This window comes from Streptomyces marinisediminis, from assembly GCF_026262575.1.
Classification (GTDB): Bacteria; Actinomycetota; Actinomycetes; order Streptomycetales; family Streptomycetaceae; genus Streptomyces; species Streptomyces marinisediminis.
The window spans coordinates 1-24590 of the sequence record NZ_JAPKFL010000026.1 but is presented as its reverse complement, the minus strand read 5'-3'; the positions used below and the strand labels follow the sequence as shown (position 1 = coordinate 24590).

12 protein-coding genes and 1 pseudogene are annotated in these 24590 nt (G+C 73.1%); 8 read left to right on the top strand and 5 right to left on the bottom strand.

Annotated elements, in window-relative coordinates; all coding sequences use genetic code 11:
* Window positions 1-19: 19 nt before the first annotated feature.
* The gene (gene groL / locus OSB71_RS19410; RefSeq protein WP_265949719.1) at window positions 20-1648 is read left to right on the top strand and encodes a chaperonin GroEL; all 1629 of its coding nucleotides are present in this window, start codon (window positions 20-22) and stop codon (window positions 1646-1648) included.
* A 217-nt stretch (window positions 1649-1865) separates the two neighbouring features.
* Here groL and OSB71_RS19405 read toward each other — a convergent pair whose 3' ends face one another.
* Window positions 1866-2636: an SDR family NAD(P)-dependent oxidoreductase gene (locus tag OSB71_RS19405; RefSeq protein ID WP_265949717.1), complete on the bottom strand. Its 771-nt coding sequence runs from the start codon at window positions 2634-2636 to the stop codon at window positions 1866-1868.
* Between the two features lie 48 nt (window positions 2637-2684).
* Window positions 2685-3341, bottom strand: coding sequence for an MOSC domain-containing protein (locus tag OSB71_RS19400; RefSeq protein WP_265949716.1), 657 nt, complete (start codon window positions 3339-3341; stop codon window positions 2685-2687).
* A gap of 82 nt (window positions 3342-3423) precedes the next feature.
* Here OSB71_RS19400 and OSB71_RS19395 point away from each other — a divergent pair, with 82 nt between their 5' ends.
* Window positions 3424-4326, top strand: a complete 903-nt coding sequence (locus OSB71_RS19395; protein WP_265949873.1) for a LysR family transcriptional regulator — start codon at window positions 3424-3426, stop codon at window positions 4324-4326.
* Between the two features lie 320 nt (window positions 4327-4646).
* Here the strand turns inward: OSB71_RS19395 and OSB71_RS24540 are convergent, their stop codons facing one another.
* Window positions 4647-5066, bottom strand: a complete 420-nt coding sequence (locus OSB71_RS24540; protein WP_323055318.1) for a WhiB family transcriptional regulator — start codon at window positions 5064-5066, stop codon at window positions 4647-4649.
* Window positions 5067-5658: 592 nt separating this feature from the next.
* Between OSB71_RS24540 and OSB71_RS19385 the strand changes: the two genes are divergently transcribed.
* From OSB71_RS19385 to OSB71_RS19365, 5 genes are all read left to right on the top strand, one after another.
* Window positions 5659-6270 (top strand): response regulator transcription factor, encoded by a 612-nt coding sequence (locus OSB71_RS19385; RefSeq protein WP_028426699.1) that lies wholly within the window; start codon window positions 5659-5661, stop codon window positions 6268-6270.
* Between the two features lie 393 nt (window positions 6271-6663).
* Window positions 6664-7272 (top strand): sigma-70 family RNA polymerase sigma factor, encoded by a 609-nt coding sequence (locus OSB71_RS19380; RefSeq protein ID WP_323055317.1) that lies wholly within the window; start codon window positions 6664-6666, stop codon window positions 7270-7272.
* Window positions 7273-7413: 141 nt separating this feature from the next.
* Complete coding sequence (gene guaB / locus OSB71_RS19375) at window positions 7414-8919, top strand: IMP dehydrogenase (RefSeq protein WP_265949712.1); 1506 nt, start codon at window positions 7414-7416, stop codon at window positions 8917-8919.
* Between the two features lie 90 nt (window positions 8920-9009).
* Window positions 9010-10125, top strand: a complete 1116-nt coding sequence (locus tag OSB71_RS19370) for a GuaB3 family IMP dehydrogenase-related protein (RefSeq protein WP_265949710.1) — start codon at window positions 9010-9012, stop codon at window positions 10123-10125.
* 938 nt (window positions 10126-11063) lie between these two features.
* Window positions 11064-12836, top strand: a complete 1773-nt coding sequence (locus OSB71_RS19365; RefSeq protein WP_265949708.1) for a M14 family zinc carboxypeptidase — start codon at window positions 11064-11066, stop codon at window positions 12834-12836.
* A gap of 189 nt (window positions 12837-13025) precedes the next feature.
* On the opposite strand, the gene OSB71_RS19360 is transcribed toward OSB71_RS19365, so the two are convergent.
* The gene (locus OSB71_RS19360; RefSeq protein ID WP_265949706.1) at window positions 13026-16160 is read right to left on the bottom strand and encodes a DNRLRE domain-containing protein; all 3135 of its coding nucleotides are present in this window, start codon (window positions 16158-16160) and stop codon (window positions 13026-13028) included.
* Between the two features lie 520 nt (window positions 16161-16680).
* On the opposite strand from OSB71_RS19360, the gene OSB71_RS19355 reads away from it, so the two are divergent.
* A complete protein-coding gene (locus tag OSB71_RS19355; RefSeq protein ID WP_265949704.1) occupies window positions 16681-23619 on the top strand; it encodes a polymorphic toxin-type HINT domain-containing protein in 6939 nt (2312 codons plus the stop codon).
* Between the two features lie 460 nt (window positions 23620-24079).
* Here OSB71_RS19355 and OSB71_RS19350 read toward each other — a convergent pair.
* Window positions 24080-24460 (bottom strand): annotated as a pseudogene (locus OSB71_RS19350) (tyrosine-type recombinase/integrase); the annotation flags it as partial.
* Window positions 24461-24590 lie beyond the last annotated feature (130 nt).

Below are 24590 nucleotides of genomic sequence, written 5' to 3'. Positions count from 1 at the left end.
GAGAGGACACCCTTTCGCCATGGCGAAGATCCTGAAGTTCGACGAGGACGCCCGTCGCGCCCTGGAGCGCGGCGTCAACAAGCTGGCCGACACCGTCAAGGTGACGATCGGCCCCAAGGGCCGCAACGTCGTCATCGACAAGAAGTTCGGCGCACCGACCATCACCAACGACGGCGTCACGATCGCCCGCGAGGTCGAGGTCGACGACCCGTACGAGAACCTCGGTGCCCAGCTCGTGAAGGAGGTGGCGACCAAGACCAACGACATCGCGGGTGACGGCACCACCACCGCCACCGTGCTGGCCCAGGCGCTCGTCCGCGAGGGTCTGCGCAACGTGGCCGCGGGTGCCTCCCCGGCCGCGCTCAAGAAGGGCATCGACGCCGCGGTCAAGGCCGTCTCCGACGACCTGATCGCCTCCGCCAGCCCGATCGACTCCAAGGCCGACATCGCCTCCGTCGCCGCGCTGTCCGCGCAGGACAAGCAAGTCGGCGAGCTGATCGCCGAGGCCATGGACAAGGTGGGCAAGGACGGCGTCATCACCGTCGAGGAGTCCCAGACCTTCGGCCTGGAGCTGGACTTCACCGAGGGCATGGCCTTCGACAAGGGCTACCTGTCGCCCTACATGGTCACCGACCAGGAGCGCATGGAGGCCGTCCTCGACGACCCCTACATCCTCATCACGCAGGGCAAGATCTCGGCCATCGCCGACCTGCTGCCGCTCCTGGAGAAGATCATGCAGTCCGGCGGCTCCCGCCCGCTGCTGATCATCGCCGAGGACGTCGACGGCGAGGCCCTGTCCACGCTCGTCGTCAACAAGATCCGCGGCACCTTCAACGCCGTCGCCGTCAAGGCGCCCGGCTTCGGTGACCGCCGCAAGGCGATGCTGGGCGACATGGCCACCCTCACCGGCGGCACCGTCGTCGCCGAGGAGGTCGGCCTCAAGCTCGACCAGGTCGGCCTGGAGGTGCTGGGCTCCGCCCGCCGCGTCACCGTCACCAAGGACGACACCACCATCGTCGACGGCGCCGGCAAGGCCGAGGACGTGCAGGCCCGCGTCGCCCAGATCAAGGCCGAGATCGACACCACCGACTCGGACTGGGACCGCGAGAAGCTCCAGGAGCGCCTGGCCAAGCTGGCCGGCGGCGTGTGCGTCATCCGCGTCGGCGCGGCCACCGAGGTCGAGCTGAAGGAGAAGAAGCACCGCCTGGAGGACGCCATCTCCGCGACCCGCGCCGCGGTCGAGGAGGGCATCGTCTCCGGTGGCGGTTCCGCGCTGGTCCACTCCGCGAAGGTGCTGGCCGACAGCCTCGGCAAGACCGACGACGAGGCCACCGGTGTCGCCGTCGTGCGCCGCGCGGTCGTCGAGCCGCTGCGCTGGATCGCCGAGAACGCGGGCCTGGAGGGCTACGTCATCACCTCCAAGGTCGCCGAGCTGGACAAGGGCCAGGGCTTCAACGCCGCCACCGGCGAGTACGGCGATCTGGTGAAGGCCGGCGTCATCGACCCGGTCAAGGTCACCCGCTCCGCCCTGGAGAACGCCGCCTCCATCGCCTCGCTGCTGCTCACGACCGAGACCCTGGTCGTCGAGAAGCCCGCCGAGGAGGAGGAGAGCGCCGGCCACGGCCACGGTCACGGCCACGCTCACTGACGTCCGCTGACGTCGCCGCCGCCGGGCCCCGGCCCGGCGGCCCGGGGTTCGCGCGCGAGGGCCCCCGACCGGTCACCCACCGGCCGGGGGCCCTCGTCCGTCCCGGCCACGGAACACCCCGGTCCGGCCCCCGCTCCGTGTCCGCCCGGTTCGGGACGGCGCCGTGCCGGGGCCCGGTGGGGCTCCGGGGCCGGGTGGGGCGTCGCCGCGGTGGTGGCTACTTCGGCCCGTACCTGCGGCCCGAGGACGAGACCCGGCCCAGCAGCCCGCGCGGCACCAGCTTGCTCGCGCCCAGGAGGGTCTTGTAGCGGGGGTCGGGCACCGAGAGCGTGCGGCCCCGGGCCAGGTCCTTCAGCGCCGCGTCCACCACCCGGTCCGCCTCCAGCCACATCCACCCCGGCACGTCGGACGCCGCCATGCCCGCCCGCTCGTGGAACTCGGTGCGCACGAAGCCCGGGCACAGCGCCAGCAGGCGCACGCCGGACCCCGCCAGGTCCTGCGCCGCGCCCTGGGTGAACTGCACCACCCACGCCTTGCTCGCCCCGTAGGTGCCGCGCGGCACGAACGCCGCCACCGACGCCACGTTGACGACGCCGCCCCGGCCCCGCGCGCGCATGGCCGTCGCCGCGGCCGAGGTCAGGCGCAGCACCGCCTCGCAGTGCACGCGCAGCATGCGCAGCTCGTCCTCCTCCGGCACCTCCAGGTACCGGCCCTTGAGCCCGAACCCCGCGTTGTTGACGAGCAGGTCGACCGGGTGGGTGCGGTCGCCCAACCGGTCCGCGACGGCGCCGATGCCCTCCTCGGTGGCCAGGTCGGCCCGCAGGGTGGAGGCCTCGATGCCGTGCCGGTCGTGCAGCTCGGTGGCCTGCTCGGCCAGCCGCCGCGCGTCCCTGGCCACCAGCACCAGGTTGTGTCCGTCCCGGGCCAGCCGCCGGGCGAACGCGGCCCCGATCCCGGCCGTCGCTCCGGTGATGAGTGCAGTCGTCATACCGCGAACCGTAGCGGCCGGTGGACCCGGCGCCCCGCGCGGTGTGGCTCAGCCGAGGTGCCTGCGCACCCGTTCGCGGACGTCCCCGGGCAGGTCCTCGCCCGCCACCGCGACGCGTTCCAGCAGCTCCGGGGCGGTCGTCAGCGCGCGGAAGAGCAGGCTCACGGTGACGTCGTGGCCGGGGCGGTGCACGACCTCGATCGCGTCGCCCGCCCGCACCTCGCCGGGTTCGACCACCCGCAGGTAGGGGCCGGGCGCCGCGGCCTGCGTGAACCGCTTCACCCAGCCCTTCTCGCCCAGGTGTCCGGCGAACGTGCGGCACGGGATGCGCACCGAGGACACCTGGAGCACCAGCGAGTCGCCCACGCGCCAGCGCTCCCCGAGCCGGGCCTCGTTGACCGGCAGCCCCGTGGTCGTCAGGTTCTCGCCGAACGCCCCGGGCGCCAGCTCGCGCCCGAGTTCGCGCTCCCAGCCGTCCAGGTCCTCCCGCGCGAACGCGTACACGGCCTGCTCGTCGCCGCCGTGGTGCCGCTGGTCGCCGATGGCGTCCCCTGCCAGCCCGCTGCCGCCGACGCCTTTGGGACCCGGCGCGCTCACCCGCACCGGCCCGGCGGCCGGCCGCTTGGCGATGGCGGTGAGCCCGCCGGGGGCGCCGGTGTCGGCGGACGGAAGAAGGGACCCGATGTTCACCGAGAGTACGCGCATGGCGCTCAGCGTACGGGAGTTCGGGTCAAATGATCGACCGGATAATTGGCTGGTCGCCCAAAGAACCACTTATGGTGGCGGCATGCTCGAAGCCCGCCATCTGAGGGTCCTGCGCGCGGTCGCCGCGACCGGCTCCTACTCCGCCGCCGCCCGCGAGCTGGGCTGCACCCAGCCGGCCGTCAGCCAGCAGATGCGCTCCCTGGAACACGCCGTCGGCACCCCGCTGCTCTTCCGCACCGGACGCGCGACGCGGCTGACGGAGGCCGGCGAGGCGCTCGCCCGGCACGGCGGCGCCGTGGTGGCCGCGCTGACCGCGGCGGAGGAGGAGGTGGCCGCCATCGCCGGGCTGCGCGCGGGCCGCGTCCGCCTCGTCTCCTTCCCCAGCGCCAGCTCCACGCTCGTCCCCGCCGCCGTCGCCGCCCTGCGCGCCGAGCACCCCGGCACCCGCGTCTCGCTGACCGAGGCCGAACCGCCCCGCTCGGTGGAGCTGCTGCGCGCCGGGGAGTGCGACGTGGCGCTCGCCTTCCGCTACCCCGCCACGGGGGAGCCGTCCGAGTGGGACGAGCTGGCGGCCCGTCCGCTGCTCACCGACCGCCTGGTCGGACTCGTGCCCGACGGCCACCGCTTCGCTTCGGCCCGTTCGGTCAGCATCACCGAACTGGCCGAGGAGCCCTGGATCGCCGGCTGCCCCCGCTGCCGCCGCCACCTGGAGGACATCTGCGAGGCGGCGGGGTTCACGCCGCGCATCGACTTCGCGACCGACGACTACCCGGCGGTCGTCGGACTGGTCGGAGCGGGGCTGGGCGTCGCCGTGCTGCCCGAGCTCGCGGTGGCTTCGGTGCGGCCGAAGGGCACGCGGACGGTGCCGCTCACCCCGGAGGTGCGCCGGGAGGTCGCCGCGCTCACGCTGCCCGACCTCTCCCGCGTCCCCGCCGTCTCCGCCGCCCTGCACCACCTCGCCGCCACCGCCGGCCGGCCCGTCTGACGCGCGGCTCCGGCCGCACGGGGCCGCGGACGGGGCGCCGGTCCGCGCGCCGGTGGGCGGAGCGGGTGCCGGCGGGCGCCAGCGGGCCGGTGGGTGGACCCGCGTCTGGGCGGACGGCGCCGCCCGTCGCCGGGCACGCCACCCCGGCCGCCGGGCACGCCGCCGGCCCGAGCGGTGCGGCGCGGCGGTGGAGGGGGGCCGACGGGCGCCCCGGCGTGCCCCGGCGCGCCGGGGCGGGCGGGCAGACGGCGTGGGCCCGTGCGGCGCGCGGGCGCGCGGGGTCGTCCGAGCCTGTGCAGAAACGTATCTGCACAGGTCGGCTACGTCGCAGGCGTTGCACCGGACGCGGCTCCCGCGCCCGTCGCCGCCCCCGCGCCGGAGTCCGCCCCCGCGCCCGGCATGACCCCCGCGCCGTAGCGCGTCGCCGCGCCGGGGCCCGTACCCGTGCCGGCGGCGAACCGGTGCCGGGCCCGGCCCATCAGCTCCTCGCGTTCGTCCTCGGTCAGTCCTCCCCAGACGCCGTACGGTTCGCGCACCGACAGTGCGTGGGCCGCGCACTGCGCGCGGACCGGACAGCGCATGCACACCTCTTTCGCCGATGCCTCGCGCGCGCTGCGGGCCGCCCCTCGCTCGCCTTCCGGGTGGAAGAAGAGGGAGCTGTCGACCCCGCGGCAGGCGGCCAGGAGCTGCCAGTCCCACAGGTCGGCGTTCGGGCCCGGAAGGCGGGAGAAATCTGCCATTGCTCGTCCTCTCGGAGCGTTGCTGCGGCTGCCGGACGGCGCCTGGCGGACCGCGGCCCTCCGCCCGGGACGCGGGGCCGTCGGCGGCGGGGGCCGAGGCCGCTTGGGGCTGCGGCGGGGCCGCCGTCGGGTACCCCGGGCCGGGCCCGGGATGCCCCGCGTCGGGGCCGGGGCGGGAGCGGTCCGCTGACCATCCGTCGATTCTGGTGTGGATAGCTGTAAATATGACTCTTTGCGAATTTTGCCACGGACGCCACAAAGAAGAAGCAAAAGCGCCCAAATAGGGCACAGTGGTCTCGGAAGCGTCGCCGCGACGGGGCGTCTCCCGGAATATGCCAACGGGCATCCTTTTGGGTGTCCGCGCCCTCACGTAGAGTGCTGAAGGCGGGTGGCGTAGCCCGTAACTCTTTTGGGTGACCGTCGTTGAGAGTGCGGAGGCGGTTGGCAGAACACCGGAACTCCGGTCCTGGCGGCGCGGAGGTGCCCCCGACGGGGTGCCCCTCCGCTCGGCCGGCGGGGATCAACCGCACAGGTGAAGTTTCGTTACAGCCTGGAGGCTCAAGGTGATGCGCATCAGCAGCGGAGGGCGGCCATGACTTCCGTCCTCGTTTGCGACGACTCCCCGCTCGCCCGGGAGGCGCTGCGCCGTGCGGTCGCGACGGTGCCCGGCGTCGAGCGGGTGACCACGGCCGCCAACGGCGAGGAAGTCCTCCGCCGCTGGGGCGCCGACCGTTCCGACCTCGTCCTGATGGACGTGCGAATGCCCGGCCTGGGCGGTGTGGAGACGGTGCGGCGGCTGCTGTCCGCCGATCCGGGCGCCCGCATCATCATGCTCACCGTCGCGGAGGACCTGGACGGCGTGGCGCTGGCCGTCGCCGCCGGTGCCCGGGGGTACTTGCACAAGGACGCCTCCCGCGCCGAGCTGCGCGCCACCGTCACGCAGGCCCTGGCCGACCCGACGTGGCGGCTGGCCCCGCGCCGGCTGCGCTCCGCCGAGATGGGGGCCGCGCCCACGCTCACCGCGCGGGAGATCCAGGTGCTGGAGGGCATGAGCCACGGCCGGTCCAACGCGGAGATCGGCCGTGAGCTGTTCCTCTCCGAAGACACGGTCAAGACGCACGCCCGGCGCCTGTTCAAGAAGCTCGGCGCGTCCGACCGCGCGCATGCGGTGGCCCTCGGGTTCCGCTGGGGCCTCGTCCGCTGAGTCCGGACGGGGCGCCGCCGGAGCCCCGCGCTCCGCGCGTCCCGTCCCGGTGCCGCCCCGTGACGTGCGCCGCCGCCCCCGCCCGGCGGGAGCGCCGGCCCGCCGTGCGGGGGCGCGGACCCGCCCCTCCCCGGGGGCGCCGCGCCCCCGGGGAGGGGCGCCGTCGGCCGGGCTCCGCACAAAATCCCGCGATGCCGCATGCTTGGAGTGGTGACTTCCGGCCCCGGCACGCCGTCCGGACCCGTCGGCGGCCGCCGACCGGGACGGTGTGTGAGGTAACCCGAGAGGGGGAGGGCTAGCGGTATGGCCACGGGCGCGCTCCGATATAACGCTTCAGGGCACAACCAGGGCAGCGGTGCGGCGAACGCCGCGACGCCGGTGCACCATGGACCGATGCGCGACGACACCACCCCGGGCACCACCGTCGTGCCACCGGAGCGTGGCTCGGGCATCGGCGCCGTCGTGCGCCGGGCCGTCGCGGGGGACGAGCAGGCGACGCACGACCTGCTGGCGCACGTCCACCCGCTCGCGCTGCGGTACTGCCGCACCCGGCTCAGCCGGCTGCCCGGTGACGCCCGCCACTTCGTCGACGATCTGGCGCAGGAGGTCTGCCTCGCGGTGCTGTGCGCCCTGCCGCGCTACCGGGACACCGGCAAGCCCTTCGAGGCGTTCGTCGTCGCCATCGCCCAGCACAAGGTCGCCGACCTCCAGCGGGCCGCGATGCGGCACCCCGGCTCCACCGCCGTGCCCTCCGACGAGATGCCCGAGCAGCCCGACGACAGCCTCGGGCCCGAGGAGCGGGCGCTGCTGAGCAGCGACACCGAGTGGGCGAAGAAGCTGCTGGCGAACCTGCCGGAGCACCAGCGCGAGCTGATCCTGCTCCGGGTCGCGGTGGGCCTGACCGCCGAGGAGACGGGCCAGGTGCTGGGCATGTCGCCCGGCGCGGTGCGCGTCGCCCAGCACCGCGCGCTGTCCCGGCTGCGCGCGCTGGCCGGGCAGTAGGGGCCGGGGCGCCGCCGCTCCCGGCCCACCCTCCCGGAGCGGGGTCCCGGGGCTCCGTCGTAGGTTCCTACGGACACGGCTCGCCCGTTTGGACCGTTAGCATGGGTGCACGTGCCGCGGCAAGACCATGGGGAAGGTGTCATGACTGACTACGTCGACGGAGTGCCGGAGAAGTTCGCGCGGCTCGGGCTGACCTACGACGACGTGCTGTTGCTGCCCGGTGAGGCGGACATGGCGCCGCAGGACATCGACACCTCCTCCCTGGTCTCCCGCAACGTCCGGGTGAACGTCCCGCTGCTGTCGGCGGCGATGGACAAGGTGACCGAGGCCCGCATGGCCATCGCCATGGCCCGCCAGGGCGGCGTCGGCGTGCTGCACCGCAACCTGTCGATCGAGGAGCAGGCCGCCCAGGTGGACCGGGTGAAGCGCTCGGAGTCCGGCATGGTGGCCGACCCGATCACCATCCGCCCCGACGCCACCCTGCGCGAAGCCGACGAGCTGTGCGGGCGGTTCCGCATCAGCGGCGTCCCGGTGACGGACGCGGCGGGCAAGCTGCTGGGCATCGTCACCAACCGCGACATGGCCTTCGAGCTGGACCGCACGCGCCAGGTCCGCGACGTCATGACGCCGATGCCGCTGGTCACCGGCCGGGTGGGCATCGAGCGCTCCGACGCCATGGAGCTGCTGCGCCGCCACAAGATCGAGAAGCTCCCGCTGGTGGACGACGCGGGCCGCATCAAGGGCCTCATCACCGTCAAGGACTTCGTCAAGGCCGAGAAGTACCCCAACGCCGCCAAGGACGCCGAGGGCCGGCTGATCGTCGGCGGCGCCGTCGGCGTGGCCGGTGACGCCTACGACCGGGCCCAGGCGCTGATCGAGGCGGGCGTGGACTTCGTGGTCGTGGACATCGCGCACGGCCACTCCCGGCTCGTGGGCGACATGATCGCCAAGATCAAGTCCAACCACACCGGCGTGGACGTCGTCGGCGGCAACGTCGCCACCCGCGAGGGTGCGCAGGCGCTGGTGGACGCCGGGGCGGACGGCGTCAAGGTCGGCGTCGGCCCGGGGTCCATCTGCACCACCCGCGTCGTGGCCGGCATCGGCGTCCCGCAGGTCACCGCGATCTACGAGGCCGCGCTCGCCGCCCGCGAGGCCGGCGTCCCGGTCATCGGCGACGGCGGCCTCCAGTACAGCGGCGACATCGCCAAGGCGATCGTCGCGGGCGCCGACACCGTGATGCTCGGCAGCCTTCTCGCGGGCTGCGAGGAGTCCCCCGGCGAGCTGCTGTTCATCAACGGCAAGCAGTTCAAGTCCTACCGCGGCATGGGCTCGCTGGGTGCCATGCAGACGCGCGGCGAGCAGCGCTCCTTCTCCAAGGACCGCTACTTCCAGGAGGAGGTCAGCGGCGACGACAAGCTGATCCCCGAGGGCGTCGAGGGCCAGGTGCCCTACCGCGGCCCGCTGTCCGCCGTCGTCCACCAGCTCGTCGGCGGTCTGCGCCAGTCCATGTTCTACGTCGGCGGGCGCACGGTGGGGGAGATGAAGGAGCGCGGCCAGTTCGTCCGCATCACCGCCGCGGGCCTGAAGGAGAGCCACCCGCACGACATCCAGCTCACCGTCGAGGCGCCCAACTACTCGCGGCGCTGAGCCCCCGGCCACGCGCGTGAGACGGGACGCGGCCCCCGCTCGCCCCTGGGCGATACTGGGGGCCGCACACCAACGGGAAGGGCAGCAGTAGTGACTGAGATCGAGATCGGGCGCGGCAAGCGCGGGCGCCGGGCGTACGCCTTCGACGACATCGCCGTCGTGCCGAGTCGCCGCACGCGGGACCCCAAGGAGGTCTCGATCGCCTGGCAGATCGACGCTTACCGCTTCGAGCTGCCGTTCCTGGCCGCGCCGATGGACTCCGTCGTCTCGCCGCGGACGGCCATCCGCATCGGTGAGCTCGGCGGCCTCGGCGTCCTCAACCTCGAAGGGCTGTGGACGCGCTACGAGGACCCCGAGCCGCTCCTCGCGGAGATCGCGGAGCTGCCCGAGGGCGACGCCAACCGCCGCCTCCAGGAGATCTACGCCGAGCCGATCAAGGAGGAGCTGATCGGCCGGCGCATCAAGGAGGTGCGCGACGCCGGGGTGGTGACCGCCGCCGCGCTCTCCCCCCAGCGCACCGCGCAGTTCTCCAAGGCCGTCGTCGACGCGGGCGTGGACCTTTTCGTCATCCGGGGCACCACCGTCTCGGCCGAGCACGTCTCCTCGGCCGCCGAGCCGCTCAACCTCAAGCAGTTCATCTACGAGCTCGACGTCCCCGTGATCGTGGGCGGCTGCGCCACCTACACCGCGGCCCTCCACCTGATGCGCACCGGCGCGGCGGGCGTGCTCGTCGGCTTCGGCGGCGGTGCCGCGCACACCACGCGCAACGTGCTGGGCATCCAGGTGCCGATGGCCACCGCCGTCGCGGACGTGGCCGCAGCCCGCCGCGACTACCTCGACGAGTCCGGCGGCCGCTACGTGCACGTCATCGCCGACGGCGGTGTGGGCTGGTCCGGCGATCTGCCGAAGGCGGTGGCCTGCGGTGCCGACGCGGTGATGATGGGCTCCCCGCTCGCCCGCGCCGCCGACGCGCCGGGCCGCGGCCACCACTGGGGCATGGAGGCCGTCCACGAGGACGTGCCGCGCGGCAAGAAGGTCGACCTGGGCACCGTGGGCACCACCGAGGAGATCCTCACCGGCCCCTCGCACACCCCGGACGGCGCCATGAACTTCTTCGGCGCGCTGCGCCGCGCGATGGCCACCACCGGCTACAGCGACCTCAAGGAGTTCCAGCGCGTCGAGGTCACCGTGGCCCGCAGCCGCTGACCCACCCACCCGGGCCGCCCCGCTCCGGGGGCGCCCCGGGCCCCGGCGCGTCGTCGTCCGGCCGAGCCCGCGTCGGACCTGCCCCACTGTGAGCGGGCCGGGCCCTGTGCGTCCCGGGCTCCCGGGCCCGCGCGCCGACCGGGCGGCGGCGGTCCGGCCCACCGCGCGGTACGCCGAGCGCGGCCCGAGCGGGCGGCGCGCGGCCGTGTGCCGTCGGCGGCGCCGCCTCCGCGGGCGAACGCCGCCGACGCTCGGCGCGCCGACGCCCGCTCCCGCCCCGCCGGGCCCTGGCGCGCGCCGACGCCGCCCGTCCCGGTCCACCGCCGCGCTCCCCTGGCGCCCGGGCTTCCGGGCGCCGCCCAGGACGACGAGCGCCTCGGCCTGCCCCGCCCCGCCGACCGGGTGCCGGGGCCGTCCGCGTCCCGCCGACCGGGCGCCGGGGTCGTCCGCGTTGCAACGGCCGGGCGCCGGTCCTGTTCCGCGTCCCGCCGACCGGGCGCCGGGGCCGTCCGCGTCTCGACGGCCGGGTGTCCCTCCCGCCGGCGCACGCCACGGCGGCGGGCCCGGCCCAGCGGCCGCGCCGCACCCGGCCCGCCGGGTCGCCCCTCGCGCGGCTCCTCCGCGCGCCCACGTCGGCGCCACCCCACCGGCCCGCGCCCTCGCGGGCGTTGCCGTGCCGGTGCTCCGGCTCCGCCCCCGTGGTGGGCGTGGGCCCGGTGTGTCGGGCGGTGTCCGGTATGCGGGGTGCGTCATGCGCTTACCGAAGAGTAAGGGTTGCGCGGTGCTTGTCGTGCCGCCACGCGTGCTTGATACTCACGTGACTGAAGGGCATGCCCATGTCATTCAGTCCGCCCACTCGGCGGGCACCCCCCACGGCGCGGTCCGGCGCCGCACCCCGGTGCGCGGGCCCGTGCCACCCAACGATGAGTGAGGCCCCTGTGCAGCACAGACGCATACTCTGGGCCGCCGCGGTCGCCGCGGCGCTCAGCGTCATCGGCGCCGGCAGCGGCGTGGCCGCTCCGGACACCGCGGACTCGGCCGCGGCGGACGACCACGCCTACGTCTACCGCGTCCACGGCGGCGCCGACGCCCCGCAGAGCGCGTTCGGCTCCTTCGACCTGCTCGAAACCCGTGAGGGCGACGACCTGTTCGTCCTCGGGGACGCCGGCACGGCCGCGGACCTGAAGGCGGCGGGCCTGCGTCCGACCGTCGAGGAGAAGCTGGAGCCGGCGCCCTGGGAGCCGCCCAAGCGCAGCGGTCAGGCGCCGCGCATGACGGAGGCGCTCGCCGAGGAGACGTACTACGGCGGCTACCGCACGGTCAACGCCCAGTACGCCCACCTCGACCAGGTCGCCTCCGACCACGCGAACCTCGCCACCGTCGTCGACTTCGGCGACTCCTGGCGCAAGTCCACGGGCCGCCCCGGCGGGTACGACCTGAAGGCGATCTGCCTGACGAAGAAGACCAGCGGGAGCTGCCGGCTCGACCCGAACTCGGACAAGCCGCGCTTTCTCCTCCAGGCCCAGGTCCACGCGCGCGAGCTGACCACCGGCGAGATGGCCTACCGGTGGATCGACTACCTCACCGACGGCTACGGCCGCGACGCCAAGGCCACCGAGCTGCTGGACACCCGCGAGATCTGGGTGGTGCCGATCGGCAACCCGGACGGCGTCGACATGGTCCAGCAGGGCTTCTCCGGCGGGCCCAGCGGCCAGCAGTGGCACCGCAAGAACGCCAACCACACGCACGGCAGCAACTGCTCGGAGAACTCCGGCAGCGGCATCGGGATCGACCTCAACCGCAACAACAGCTCCCACTGGGGCGGCGCGGGCACCAGCTCGAACCCGTGCAGCCAGGTCTACAAGGGCCCGGCCGCGGACTCCGAGCACGAGAACCGGGCGCTGCACGCCCTCTACCGCGACCTGTTCCCCGACACCCGCGGCAGCGGCGACACCACGCCCGCCGACGCCGACACCCAGGGCTTCTTCGTCACCCTGCACAGCTACGCCAACATGGTGCTCTTCCCCTGGGGCTGGAACGCCGGCGTGAACACCGGCAACGACGCCGACCTGCGGCGCATGGGCAAGGACCTCGCCCAGCTCGCGGGCAGCTCCTGGCAGTACGGCCAGCCCGGCGAGATCCTCTACAACGCCAGCGGCGGCCACGACGACTGGGCCTACGACGAGCTCGGCGTGCCCAGCTACACCTTCGAGGTCGGGCCGAACAGCGGGAGCTGCGCCGGCTTCCACCCGTCCTACTCCTGCCAGAACACCTTCTGGAACCAGGTCAAGCCGATGCTGGTCTACTCGGCGGAGAACGCGGCCGACCCCTACGGCGGCGGCACCGACCCGGGCCCGGACCCCGAGCCCACCTGCTCGGCGTCCAACGGCACCGACATGGCCGTCCGCGACCACGCCACCGTCAACTCGCCGGCCACCGTCAGCGGGTGCGGGCGCGGTGCCTCGGCCACGGCCACGGTCGACGTGCAGATCCGGCACACCTACATCGGTGACCTCACCGTGCAGCTCGTCGCGCCCGACGGCAGCACGTACACGCTGCACAACCGGTCCGGCGGGAGCACCGACGACATCGACCAGACCTACACCGTGAACCTCTCCTCGGAGGCGGCCGACGGCACGTGGAACCTCCGCGTCACCGACTCGGCCACCTGGGACACCGGCACGCTCCTGGGCTGGGAGCTGACGGTGTAACCACCGGCGCCCCGCGCCCCGGGCCCGCCCGCCCGTGCCACCCCGCGCGCCCCGCGACCGTCGCACCACGGCGGTCGCGGGGCGCGCGCGTCGTGCCGTGGGGGCCGCGAGGCGACGGTCGCGGGGCGCGCCGGGGTGGCCGCGAGGCGACGGTCGCGGGCGCGCCGGGGGCCGCGCCGCCCCGCGGGTTCAGCCCAGCGCGAGCAGGGTCTGCCAACTGTAGGAGCCCACCTGGTAGCGCGTGCCGTGCCCGGCGGGGCCGCCGGGGTAGAGGTAGAGCGCGCCCTCGTGGTGGACGCCCCAGAAGTCGGGGACGCCGTCGCCGGTGACGTCCGGGGTGCCGCGCAGCATCGGCATGTTCGCCCGGCTCCACCCCGCCGTGCCGTACGACTCGTCCCGGCCGGTGCCCGACGCCGCCCCGGTGGCCAGCGAGTCCAGGTCCACGCCGCCTGCGGACGCCGGGGCGCCGTGCCGGAGCTTGAGGGTGTTGCCGTCGCGGAAGAGCAGGTCGGCGGTGCCGTCGCCGGTGATGTCGGCGACGCTCACCAGGTCGCGCTCGCGCCAGACCGCGGCGGTGGTGAGGCGGCGGGCCTCGGTGAACGCGCCGCCGGTGTACCCGCTGAACGCCCACAGCTCGTCGTCCGCCAGCGCGAACGCGTCCCCGTGGCCGTCCCCGGTGACGTCCTCGGCGGTCACGAGCTGGGTGAGGTCCGCCGGGTCCGGCGCGCCCTCGGGCAGCAGCACCGCCACGCGCCGGCCCACGTCGAAGCCGCCGTAGCCGTCGCCGGGGTGCACGTACAGCCGGCCGTCGGGCATGCGGGCCAGCAGGTCGGTGACGCCGTCGCCGGGGAACCAGTCGCCGGTGTGGCTGATCAGCGCGGGGGCGCCCGTGTCGTCGGTCCAGTGGTCGTCGTCCAGCGGGCGGCCGGCGTCGTGGGCGCCGGGCTGGTGGACGTGGACGTCGCCGCGGTCGTCGGCCGGGTAGCTGCGCAGGTGGCCCACCGAGTCGATGGCCAGCAGGTCGGGGTACCCGTCGCCGGTGACGTCGCCGGGGGCGTCGAGCGCCTCGCGGGGGGTGACGTAGAACAGGTACTCGGTGTGCCGGGAGACGTTGCCCACCTGGTCGACGCCGCGCACGTACAGCCGGTTGGGCCCGGCGTAGGCGGGCGCGGCGCTCACCGTCGCGCTGCCGTCCACCGCCGTCGCGCTCTTGTCGAAGGTGTCGGCGTTGAGGCTGTACTCGTAGCGGGCCGGGTGCTCGCCGGTCTCGGTGGTGAAGGTGAAGTCCCCCAAGGCGCCGAACCGCACCCGCGACCAGGTGGCGCCGTCCTCACCGGGCTCGGGGAAGTCGGCCGAGCTCACGGCGGGGGAGGGCGGGGCGGTGTGGTCCACCTGGAAGCGGCAGGGCTGGACGCCGGTCGGGGCGAAGTAGGAGACGGCGCCCTCCGCGTCGACCGAGCGCACGTCCCAGGCGTAGGTCTGCCCGTGCTCGAAGTCCTCCCAGGCCAGGGTGACGTGCGCGTAGCCGTCGCTGTCGGTCGTGCGCTCGGCGTCGTAGAGGGAGCCGGTGCCGGCGCCCTGCCGCCACACCCGGAAGTGGAGCCGGCGCAGGTTGCCGTCGGGGTCGGAGCCCCGGGCGCGGAAGGTCAGGTCGGACTTGCCCACCGCGGAGTACGGGGTGGTCAGGTCGCAGTCCGGGCCCGGTGTCATCGTCTGCCGCGTGGGCTGGTTGGGCCTGCGGTTGTACTCCAGCTCCAGGTAGGGCGCGTTCTCGCCGTTGGCGCGGAACTTCTTCCAGGCGTGCGTGTCGGTCTCGCTGGCCGCGCGCAGGCCGAGGGTGATGGTGGACCACCCGCCGTCGGCGGCGTCCTGGGCGACCGACTTGACGTTCAGTCCGACCCAGCGGTCGGGGCAGGAGCCGGACTTGTAGCCGTGGCCGTTGGTCGCCGAGTCCAGCACGCGGGCCCAGCGCGGCTGGTTGTTCCACGTGGTGCCGCTGTTGATGGTGTTGGTGGCCCACAGGTCGTACGTCCGGGACGCGCAGCCCCACGAGTACGTCTGCAGCGCGCGGAACGTGGCCGACCGGATGCTGGCGCCGCGGAGTTTCGGGTCGTGCTCGAAGGTGAACAGCGAGCGGGAGAGCCCGCCGGACGTCGCCTCGTAGCCGACGCGGGCCTCGTTCGTGCCGTCGTTGTAGTTGCGCCCGTTGTAGAAGCTGGAGTTCGGGTACTTCTTGTACACCAGCGTCCAGTTCTTCTTGCGGCCCTTGAAGGACGGGTCGACGAAGACCGGGTAGACGGTGTCCTCGCCGGTCAGCAGGCCGGCGTCCGGGGTCACGCGCAGCACGTCGTCCGCGTCGAGCGCGGCGTCCAGCACGCTGTCGTGGCCACCGGGCTGCGGCCCGGCGAGTCCGGGCAGGCGCAGCGTCTCGTGCGCCGTCTCGATGACGTCGGGCTCCTCGCCGACGGTGACGGCGGGCTCGCCCGCGGAGTCCCAGGCGAACGGCGTCGGGGACGCGGCCATCTCCACCCCGTCGGCGTCCAGCGCCTGGACGGTGCGGGAGTCCGCATCGAGGTGGAAGTCCAGGTCGGGGGAGGCCAGGCGGTAGGTCAGCTCCGCCAGCAGCGGGTCCTGCGCGGCCTGCCGGTCGTGCACGATCAGCACGTGCGAGTAGCCGCTGTCGCGCGCCGTCATGAGCAGGTCGATGCCGGGGCGCACGTTCTCGTACAGCGCGCGCGGGCCGCTGACCACGGGCTCGGGCAGCGGACCCGGCCAGCTCACGGTGAGCTCGTGCCCGCCGGTGGTGAGCCGCACCAGCGGCGACCACTGGACCGGCGGGTCGGCCGCCGGGCGGAGCTGGGTGCGGTGGCCGCCGTCCGTGCCGCCGCTGAAGAGCAGCGGGTCGTTGACCGCCCGGGGCGCGTAGCCCCCCTCGACCCGCTCCAGGTCGGTGTCGATCGCGCGCCAGCCGTCCGCGGTGCGCGCGCGGACGGTGTCGCTGTAGACGCGGGTGCGCCAGGAGCCGTCGGGCAGGGCCCAGGTGGTGGAGGTGGCGGTGCGCTCGGCCGCCACCTCGACGTCCTCGCCCGTCTCCCTGGCCAGGGCCATGGCCTCCGGGGCGTCCAGGGGGCCGGTCTCCCGCGCGCCGTCGGCCGCGGGGCCGGGGGCGTCGCCGGAGAGGTGCACGGCGAGCGGCGCGGCGACGGCGAGGGCGAGGAGCGCGGCCAGACCCGCGAACGCCGTGCGCGAGGGCCGCCGCGCCCACCGCCGCCGGGTGGGCCGGGGCCCGTCGTCCGAATCCCCCGGAATACCCGTGCTCTCCACGGCGGCCATGTCGTCGCTCGCCCCCCATTGAATGACGCCTGTCGTGCCGGCACGGGTCGGCGCAATTGCGGCCACTCGCGCACAGCGGTGCGAGCAGAGCATGGCGCATCTTCACGGGTTCGTCACGCGGTTCCCGGGCATGCGCCGAGGCCGGGGACGGAAAAGGGCGACGGCGCGTGCGGGCCCTCCCGGCGGCCCGCCACCCGCGGTGTCGCCGGGTTGTGACCGGTTTTTTCGGGCAAGTGGGACATGGTGGCACTGTGTTCGTCCGGTTACCGCCTGACCTGCGCTCCTTCAGGCGCAAGACCCGCATGATCATCGCATCGGTGGAATTCCCGGCCTTTTGCCGACCACTTCGTATTCGGCGCCCAACGGCCCGGTTATTTCTTGTGCGTCATGTCACAGGTGAGCTCGGAAAGTGGAATCCCGGTGACGCGGTGTGCATAGTTCTCGCGGTTCTGTGTCTTTTCTGTGTGGGCCGCCCGGGGCTGTCTGCGCGGTTTTCCTGGGGGGTTTTGCTGTGTCCACGCATGCGGACCGGAACTGGTTCCGGCGACCGGGCCGGGGCCCGCGCCGCGCGGCGCGCAGGCGCCGCTCGGCGCAGGGGCTGGGCGCGTCGCTGGCGGCCCTCATGGTCGTCACGCTGCTCCCCGCCTCCGCCCTCGCGCTGCCGCCGGGCGACCCGCGCACCGGGCCGGAGCTGACCGCGCTCCAGCAGGAGGACGCGGCCGGGCTGGACGCGGAGAGGGCCGCGGAGTTCGACGAGTGGGCCGGGGACCTCACCCCGCCGGTGGAGTACCAGCCGAGCGCCGTGGCGGTGCCCGAGGGCGGCACCGCGCAGGTGCCGCTGGACACCGCGGGCGAGGAGCTCGTCCGCGCCGGTGACCTGCCGGTGAGCCTGGGCAAAGCCTCGCCGACGGCCGACGACCCCGAGCCCCCGCAGCCGTCGGGCACCTGGAACGTCGCCCTGGAGCCGCGCACCACCGCCGAGGGGGCCGGCGTCGACGGCGCGCTCATCACGGTGACGCCGCCCGCCACCGGGGCCACGCCCGTCGACGTCGCCCTGGACTACTCCGCGTTCGAGGACCTCTACGGCACCGAGTGGGTGACGCGGCTGAAGCTGGAGCAGCTCCCCGAGTGCTTCCTGACCACCCCTGAACTGCCCGAGTGCACCACCCCGGTGGAGGTGGGCTCGGCCAACGACCCCGGCGCCGACACCGTGCGCGCCACCGTCGACCCGGCCCGCGCGCAGGCGTCCGGCCTGTCCACGCAGGCCGGCGGCGGCCCGATGGTGCTCGCCGCCACCGACTCGGCGGCCGGCGCGGGCGGCACGTACAAGGCCACCGACCTCTCCCCGACCGGCTCCTGGACGGCCGGTGGCTCCGGCGGCGGTTTCTCCTGGTCCTACCCGATGACCGTGCCCGCCGCCCCGGCCGGTCCGGCGCCCAAGGTCGGCCTCTCCTACTCCTCGCAGTCCGTGGACGGCAAGACGTCGGTGGCCAACGGGCAGGCGTCCTGGGTCGGCGACGGCTGGAGCTACCACCCCGGCTTCATCGAGCGCCGCTACCGCTCCTGCGCCGACGACCGCGCGGGGACGCCGAACAACGACAACGCCACGGACAAGAAGAAGGGCGACCTGTGCTGGGCGGGGCCCAACGTCGTCATGTCACTCGGCGGCAGCACCACCGACCTGGTCTACGACGACGGCACCTGGACCCCGGCCGCCGACAGCGGCGCCAAGGTCGAGCTGAAGAAGGACACCGGCCTGGGCAACGGCGACAACGACGGCGAGTACTGGGTCATCACCCAGCGGGACGGCACCCGGTTCTACTTCGGCAAGCACGCCGTGGGCGACCGCGCCCCGACCAACTCCGTCTTCACCGTCCCCGTCCACGGCAACCACGCGGGCGAGCCCTGCCACGCGAGCGCCTACGCCGACTCCGCCTGCACCCAGGCCTGGCGCTGGAACCTGGACCACGTCGTCGACGTGCACGGCAACGCCATGGTCATCGACTGGGCGAAGGAGACCAACCGCTACGCCCGCAACGGCGAGTACCAGGAGCACGTCCCCTACGTGCGCGGCGGCTACCCCAAGCGCGTCGACTACGGCCTGCGCGCCGGCGACCTCGACGGCGCCCCCGCCGCCCGGGTGGTGTTCTCCGTCGCCGAGCGCTGCCTGAAGGAAGGCCGCGTCGACTGCGCCGAGGAGGACTTCACCTCCGACAACTACGAGGACAAGCAGCCCTGGTGGGACACCCCCGCCACGCTGCACTGCAAGGCCGACGCCGAGAACTGCTACGTCACCTCGCCCACCTTCTGGACCCGCAAGCGCCTCACCGGCGTCACCACCTACGCCCAGCGCACCCCCGGCTCGACCGCGCTGTCGAAGGTGGACAACTGGTCGCTGGAGCACGCCTTCCCCAAGCAGCGCACCGACACCCACCCGCCGCTGTGGCTGGAGTCCGTCACCCGCACCGGCTACGACCCCGACGGCGGCGCCACCACCCTGCCCCCGGTGACGTTCCTGCCCAACGTCGTCGACATGCCCAACCGCGTCGCCCGCTCCGCCTCCGACCCGACGCCGGACTTCGACCGGCTGCGCGTGGAGACCATCCGCACCGAGACCGGCGGCGAGATCGAGGTCGGCTACTCCGACCCCTGCCCCCTGGGCGCCGACCCCGCACCCGAGACCAACGGCACCCGCTGCTTCCCCGTCCACTGGTCGCCGGACCCGGAGCTGGAGGAGCCGGAGACCGAGTGGTTCAACAAGTACGTCGTCACCCGCGTCGTCGAGCGCGACCGCGTCGCCCGCCAGCCCGACGTCGTCACCACCTACACCTACGAGGGCGACGCCGCCTGGGCCAAGGACACCAACGAGTTCGGCAAGCCCGCCCTGCGCACCTACAGCCAGTGGCGCGGATACGCCGCCGTCACCGTGCGCAAGGGCGTGACGACCGCCGGGCCCGGCGACCACGACGCCACCGTGCGCACGCAGACCCGCACCCGGTACTTCCGCGGCATGTCCGAGGACGCGGGGCGGGCGAAGGTGACGGTGCGCGACTCCACCGGCGCCGCGCTCGCCGAGGACCTGCTGCCCTACCAGGGCCTGGTAGCCGAGACGCTCACCTACGACCGGGACGGCGGCGACGTCGAGCAGCGCACCGTCACCCGCCCGTGGGCGCTCAGGACGGCGGCGCGCCCCCGCACCGGGCTGCCGGACCTGGAGGCGTGGCGCGCCGGCGTCGAGCGCAAGGACGCCGTGCAGTCGGTCAGCGGCGGCGAGCGCACCGTCCGCACCGTCACCACCGTGGAGGACACCTACGGGCTTCCCGAGACGGCCTACCGCTACACCCTCACCCCCAAGGACGGCGGCGGGCACACCGTCGGCGACGAGCAGTGCACCGTCAACAGCTACGTGCACAACCCCGCCAAGCACCTGATCGGCCTGGTGCAGCGGCAGCGCGTGACGGTCGGCGACTGCGCGGCCGCCGCGTCCGCCACCGGCTCGGACGTCGTCTCCGACACCCGCACCTCCTACGACGCCGAGAACGCCTTCGGCACCAGCCCCGTGCGCGGCCTGCCCCGCCAGATCGACACCGTCGCGGCCGACGGCGACGGCTGGGTCACCAGCGCCCGCAGCACCTACGACGCGCTCGGCCGCGCCACCGCCGTCACCGACGCCGACGGCAACACCACCCGCACCGCCTTCTCGCCCGCCACCGGCCCCGCGTTCAGCACGACCACCACCAACCCGGCCGGACACGCCACCCGGACCACCGTCGACCCCGGGCGCGGCACGCCCCTGCAGACCACCGACGCCAACCAGCGCACCACCACCCTGGCCTACGACGACCTCGGCCGCGTCAGCGCCGTGTGGACGCCGTCCCAGGAACCGGCGCTCGACCCCGCCGCCCACACCTTCGGCTACCAGATCGCCGAGGACGCCCCGCCCGTCGTCACCACCCGCACCCTGCGCGACAACGGCACCTACGAGGACTCACTCACCCTCCTGGACGGCCTGCTCCGGCCGCGCCAGACGCAGACCGAGGCGCTCGGCGGCGGCCGCGTCGTCACCGACACCCGGTACAACGCGCTCGGCACCGTCGCCGCCACGCACAACGGCTACCACGCGCAGGGCGAGCCGGAGGCGGAGCTGTTCTGGCCCGAGAGCCTCTTCCAGATTCCCAACTCCACGGAGACCGCCTACGACGGCCGCGGCCGCCCGGTGAAGGCGACCACCCTGTACGCGGGCGAGGCCGACCACTCCGCCGTCACCACCTACGGCGGGGACTGGACGCTGACGGAGACGGGCAAGACGGCCGACGGCACGTCGACGCGGCGCGGCAGCAAGGCCACGAAGGTGTGGACCGACGCCCTGGGCCGCACCACCCTCGTCCAGCACGCCACCGACACCCGCCTCACCTCCTGGAACGACACCCGCTACGCCTACGACGCGCGCGGCAACCACACCGAGGTCACCGACCACGAGGGCAACGCCTGGAGCTACACCTACGACGCGCGCGGCCGCCTGACCGCCAGCACCGACCCCGACATGGGCACCGCCGCCTTCACCTACGACGCGCTCGACCGCCAGGTCACCGCCACCGACGCGCGCGGCGAGACCCGGCACACCACCTACGACGTGCTCGGCCGCGCCACCCACGTGCGCGAGGACTCCGCCGACGGCGCGCTCGTCACCGCCTACACCTACGACACGCTGTTCGGCGCCAAGGGCCTGCCCGTCGCGGCCACCCGGTACGTCGACGGCGCCGCGTACACCACCGAGGTCACCGGCTACGACAGCGAGTACCGGCCCACGGGCACGCGGACGACGATCCCGCTCACCCCGCTCACCACCGGCCTGGCCGGCGTCTACACCACCGGCCAGACCTACACCGCGACCGGCAAGCCGCTGGTCAGGACGCTGCCGGCGACACCGGGCGGCCTGCCCGGGGAGGAGGTGGTCACCCGGTACAACGGCGAGGGCGCCCCCGTGACCACCTCCGGCCACGACTGGTACACCGCCGGGACCGACTACAGCGTCTACGGGGAGGTGCTGCGTACCGCCTCGGGCGAGGCGCCGCACCGGGTGTGGTCGACCGCCGAGTACGACGTCCACACCCGCCGCCTGGACCGCGTCGTCACCGACCGGGAGGAGTCCGGGCCGCACCGCCTGGCGAACACCTACTACGGCTACGACGTCGTCGGCAACGTCACCTGGATCACCGACGTCCGCCCCGACGGCACCCGTGACCGCCAGTGCTTCAGCTACGACGTGCTGGGCCAGCTCCGGCACGCGTGGACCGGCGCCCAGGGCGGCTGCCCGCGCGCGTCCGGCGCCCGTGACGCGGGCCCGGACCCGGCCGACGTCACAGCGGGCCCGGACGGCGACGGCTACCACCGCACCTACACCTACGACGCGATCGGCAACCGTCTCTCCCTGACCGACCACGACCTGTCGGACCCGGCCCTGTCCGACACCTACAGCTACACCTACGGCACCGCCCAGCCCCACACCCTGACCCGCGTGGACGCGGTGGAGAAGACGGCCAGCGGAACCGTCGAGTCCCTCCAGACCTACTCCTACGACGCGGTGGGCAACACCACCGCGCGCATGGTCGGCGGCGACACGCAGAACCTGGCGTGGACCCCGGAGAACAAGCTCACCACCGTCGACACCGACGACGACGGCACCGCCGACGTCCGCTACGTCTACGACGCCGCCGGCAACCGCCTGCTCGAACGCACCCCCACCGGGGCCACCCTGTTCCTCGGCGACACCGAGGTCACCGTCGACACCACGGGGAACGCCACCCAGGCCCGGCGCTACTACACCCACCCCGGGGCTCCCACCACCGTCCGCTCCACCGGCGGCAGCGCCGACCGGGCCGACCACGAGCTCACCGTCCTCCTCGCCGACCACCACAACACCGCGAACACCGCCGTCACCCTCGCCGACGGCATGCCCGTCCAACGCCGCAAGTTCGACCCCTTCGGCAACCCCCGCGGCACCGAACCCACCGCGTGGCCCGGCCGCGACTCCTTCCTCGGCACCGGCATCGACGACCCCGCCACCGGCCTCACCCACATCGGCGCCCGCGAATACGACCCCACCACCGGCCGCTTCATCTCCGTCGACCCCCTCATCGACATCACCGACCCCACCCAGATGAACGGCTACAACTACGCCAACAACAACCCGGTGACCCTGTGGGACCCCTCGGGCCTACGGCCGCTGATCACCGACTCGGTGGACGGGGACGCACGGTACCTGGAGAACGAGGACGCCTGGTGGTCCGGGGGACAGGACTTCGTCTTCAACGACCGTGACACCACGGTTCGTGAGAACGGCTCCCGGCGCACGACGGTTTCCGCGGTGACCACCGTGAGCACGGCAGGGTCGAAGAAGTCCGTGAGCGTCACCCAAGAGTCGAAAGTATGCACTTACAAGTACTCGGGCGGGTGTTCGTGGCAGCCGGCCAAGGACTACAATAGCGAGGAAGTTCACCTGGCCCTGGACGCGGCAGGGTTCGTGCCGTTCATCGGCCCCTTTGCGGATGGTGCCAACGCGTTCCTCTATCTACGTGAAGGGAACTATTCCGAGGCGGCCTGGAGCCTCGTTGCTTTCGTCCCCGTGGTGGGCGACGCTATCGCCGCCCACCGAAAGGGCGGGAAGCTGGTCTTCGAGGTCCTCGGTACGTGCTCAGCCTCGGGAAGACACAGCTTCGTGCGCGGCACCAAGGTGCTTCTCGCTGACGGCACGGCGAAGCCGATCGAGCAACTGAACCCGGGCGACAAGGTCCTCGCGGCCGATCCGGAGACCGGCAAGCCGGTGGTACGTACCGTGACGGCGGCGATCACCACCGAGGACGACAAGCGGTACGTCGACCTCACCATCGCCACCGAGGACGGTGCCCAGAAGGTCACCACGACGGACCACCACCCCTTCTGGTCCGAGTCCGAGCAGGCATGGCTCGACGCCGGAGACCTCACCCCCGGCACCACCCTGCTCACCGACACCGGCGACCCGGCCACCGTCACCGCCACCCGCACCTACACCGCCCACCAAACCACCCACAACCTCACCATCGCCGACCTCCACACGTACTATGTACTGGCGGGGCAGACGCCGGTCCTCGTGCACAATTCGGGTGGACTCTGTCCGAAAATCCTGGACGAGACCTACAAGTCGGCGAGTACGCCAGCAAAGCTGGAGCATGTTATCGACCCGGAGAAGCATGGCTTCGCTGACCTAGTCGCTCGTTCTGGCGGCCGCGAGCAGGCAATGCGACGTATCGTGGACAGTCTGGGAGATGTAAGAGACCTTCCGACAGCGGGGCGATTTGAAGTGGGTCGAGTCATTGATGGTGAGAACGTGACTATTCGAGGAGCTGTCGTAAACGGCGTTCCGAGAATCGGCACGGCGTTCAACCCCGATAAGTTCCCTGGAGGCAAGTAGATGCGGGTTCCCGTTGAACCGCGCCCGCTGACCAGTAAGGAGCGGGCGGTAGCGGAGCAGATTCTGCAACTGGACTTCCCTGGAGCGGCAGAGCTCCGCCATCAGCTTGATTGGGTTCGGGTAGTTGCCCTGTGGGGATCCAATTCTGCAAGTGTTGACTTGCGAGTCACGAATGACGCGCCTCCTGCTCCTATCTCGGATGGGGTTGTGCCGGTAACTTGCACGGTTATTGACGAGGGGGGTGCACTTATTGGCGAAATCATTCTCTGGACTGAAACGGGCATGTTGTCCGGCCTTGAATACGCCTGGTATGGCGATGAACCCCCGACTTCGCTCCCAGAGGTGGATCGAATAGTCATGTCATAGAGTCTGATCGGATCTACTTCCGGGCGCGAATGGGAAGCCCCGCCGGGATCCGGCGGGGCTTCTGGGGTGTTTGACGGCAACGCTGACGGCAACGTCAGCGGACGACGGCTGCGGCGGGCGGATCGTCGGGGTCGTTGTCGGTAAGGCCGAGTGCGTCGCCCAGGGTGTCGATGGCCTGGCGTTGGAGGCGGAGGCGTACGTGGGCGTAGACGGTGGCGGTGACGCCGATGTGGGCGTGGCCGAGGAGTTCCTTGATCACGACGAGTTCGGCACCCTGTTCCAGGAGCAGGGTGGCGGTCGAGTGCCGGAGGTCGTGAAAACGGATGCGGCGGAGGCCGGCCTTGCGGAGAAGCGTGGCGAAGGCGCGGGTGAGGTTGGTCAGGTCGATCGATCCGCCCTGCGCAGCGGTGAACACATGCCCGCTGTGCTGCCATGTGGTGCCTGCTGACTTGCGCTCACGCTGCTGTTGGGACTGTAAAACGTTCGGTGTAACTCCCGATCAAGGAAGATGCACCGATGACCAGGGAGAACGTGACCGAGCCCGAGACCACCGAGCCGGGTAGGCCGCAGCCGTCGAAGGCTGTGGACGACCAGCTCATCGACGA

Excerpts from the sequence above, each read along its gene's own strand:
- groL (WP_265949719.1), top strand. The coding sequence starts at position 20 with ATGGCGAAGATCCTGAAGTTCGACGAGGACGCCCGTCGCGCCCTGGAG.
- OSB71_RS19405 (WP_265949717.1), bottom strand. The coding sequence starts at position 2,636 with ATGACGACTGCACTCATCACCGGAGCGACGGCCGGGATCGGGGCCGCG.
- OSB71_RS19400 (WP_265949716.1), bottom strand. The coding sequence starts at position 3,341 with ATGCGCGTACTCTCGGTGAACATCGGGTCCCTTCTTCCGTCCGCCGAC.
- OSB71_RS19395 (WP_265949873.1), top strand. The coding sequence starts at position 3,424 with ATGCTCGAAGCCCGCCATCTGAGGGTCCTGCGCGCGGTCGCCGCGACC.
- OSB71_RS24540 (WP_323055318.1), bottom strand. The coding sequence starts at position 5,066 with ATGGCAGATTTCTCCCGCCTTCCGGGCCCGAACGCCGACCTGTGGGAC.
- OSB71_RS19385 (WP_028426699.1), top strand. The coding sequence starts at position 5,659 with ATGACTTCCGTCCTCGTTTGCGACGACTCCCCGCTCGCCCGGGAGGCG.
- OSB71_RS19380 (WP_323055317.1), top strand. The coding sequence starts at position 6,664 with ATGCGCGACGACACCACCCCGGGCACCACCGTCGTGCCACCGGAGCGT.
- guaB (WP_265949712.1), top strand. The coding sequence starts at position 7,414 with ATGACTGACTACGTCGACGGAGTGCCGGAGAAGTTCGCGCGGCTCGGG.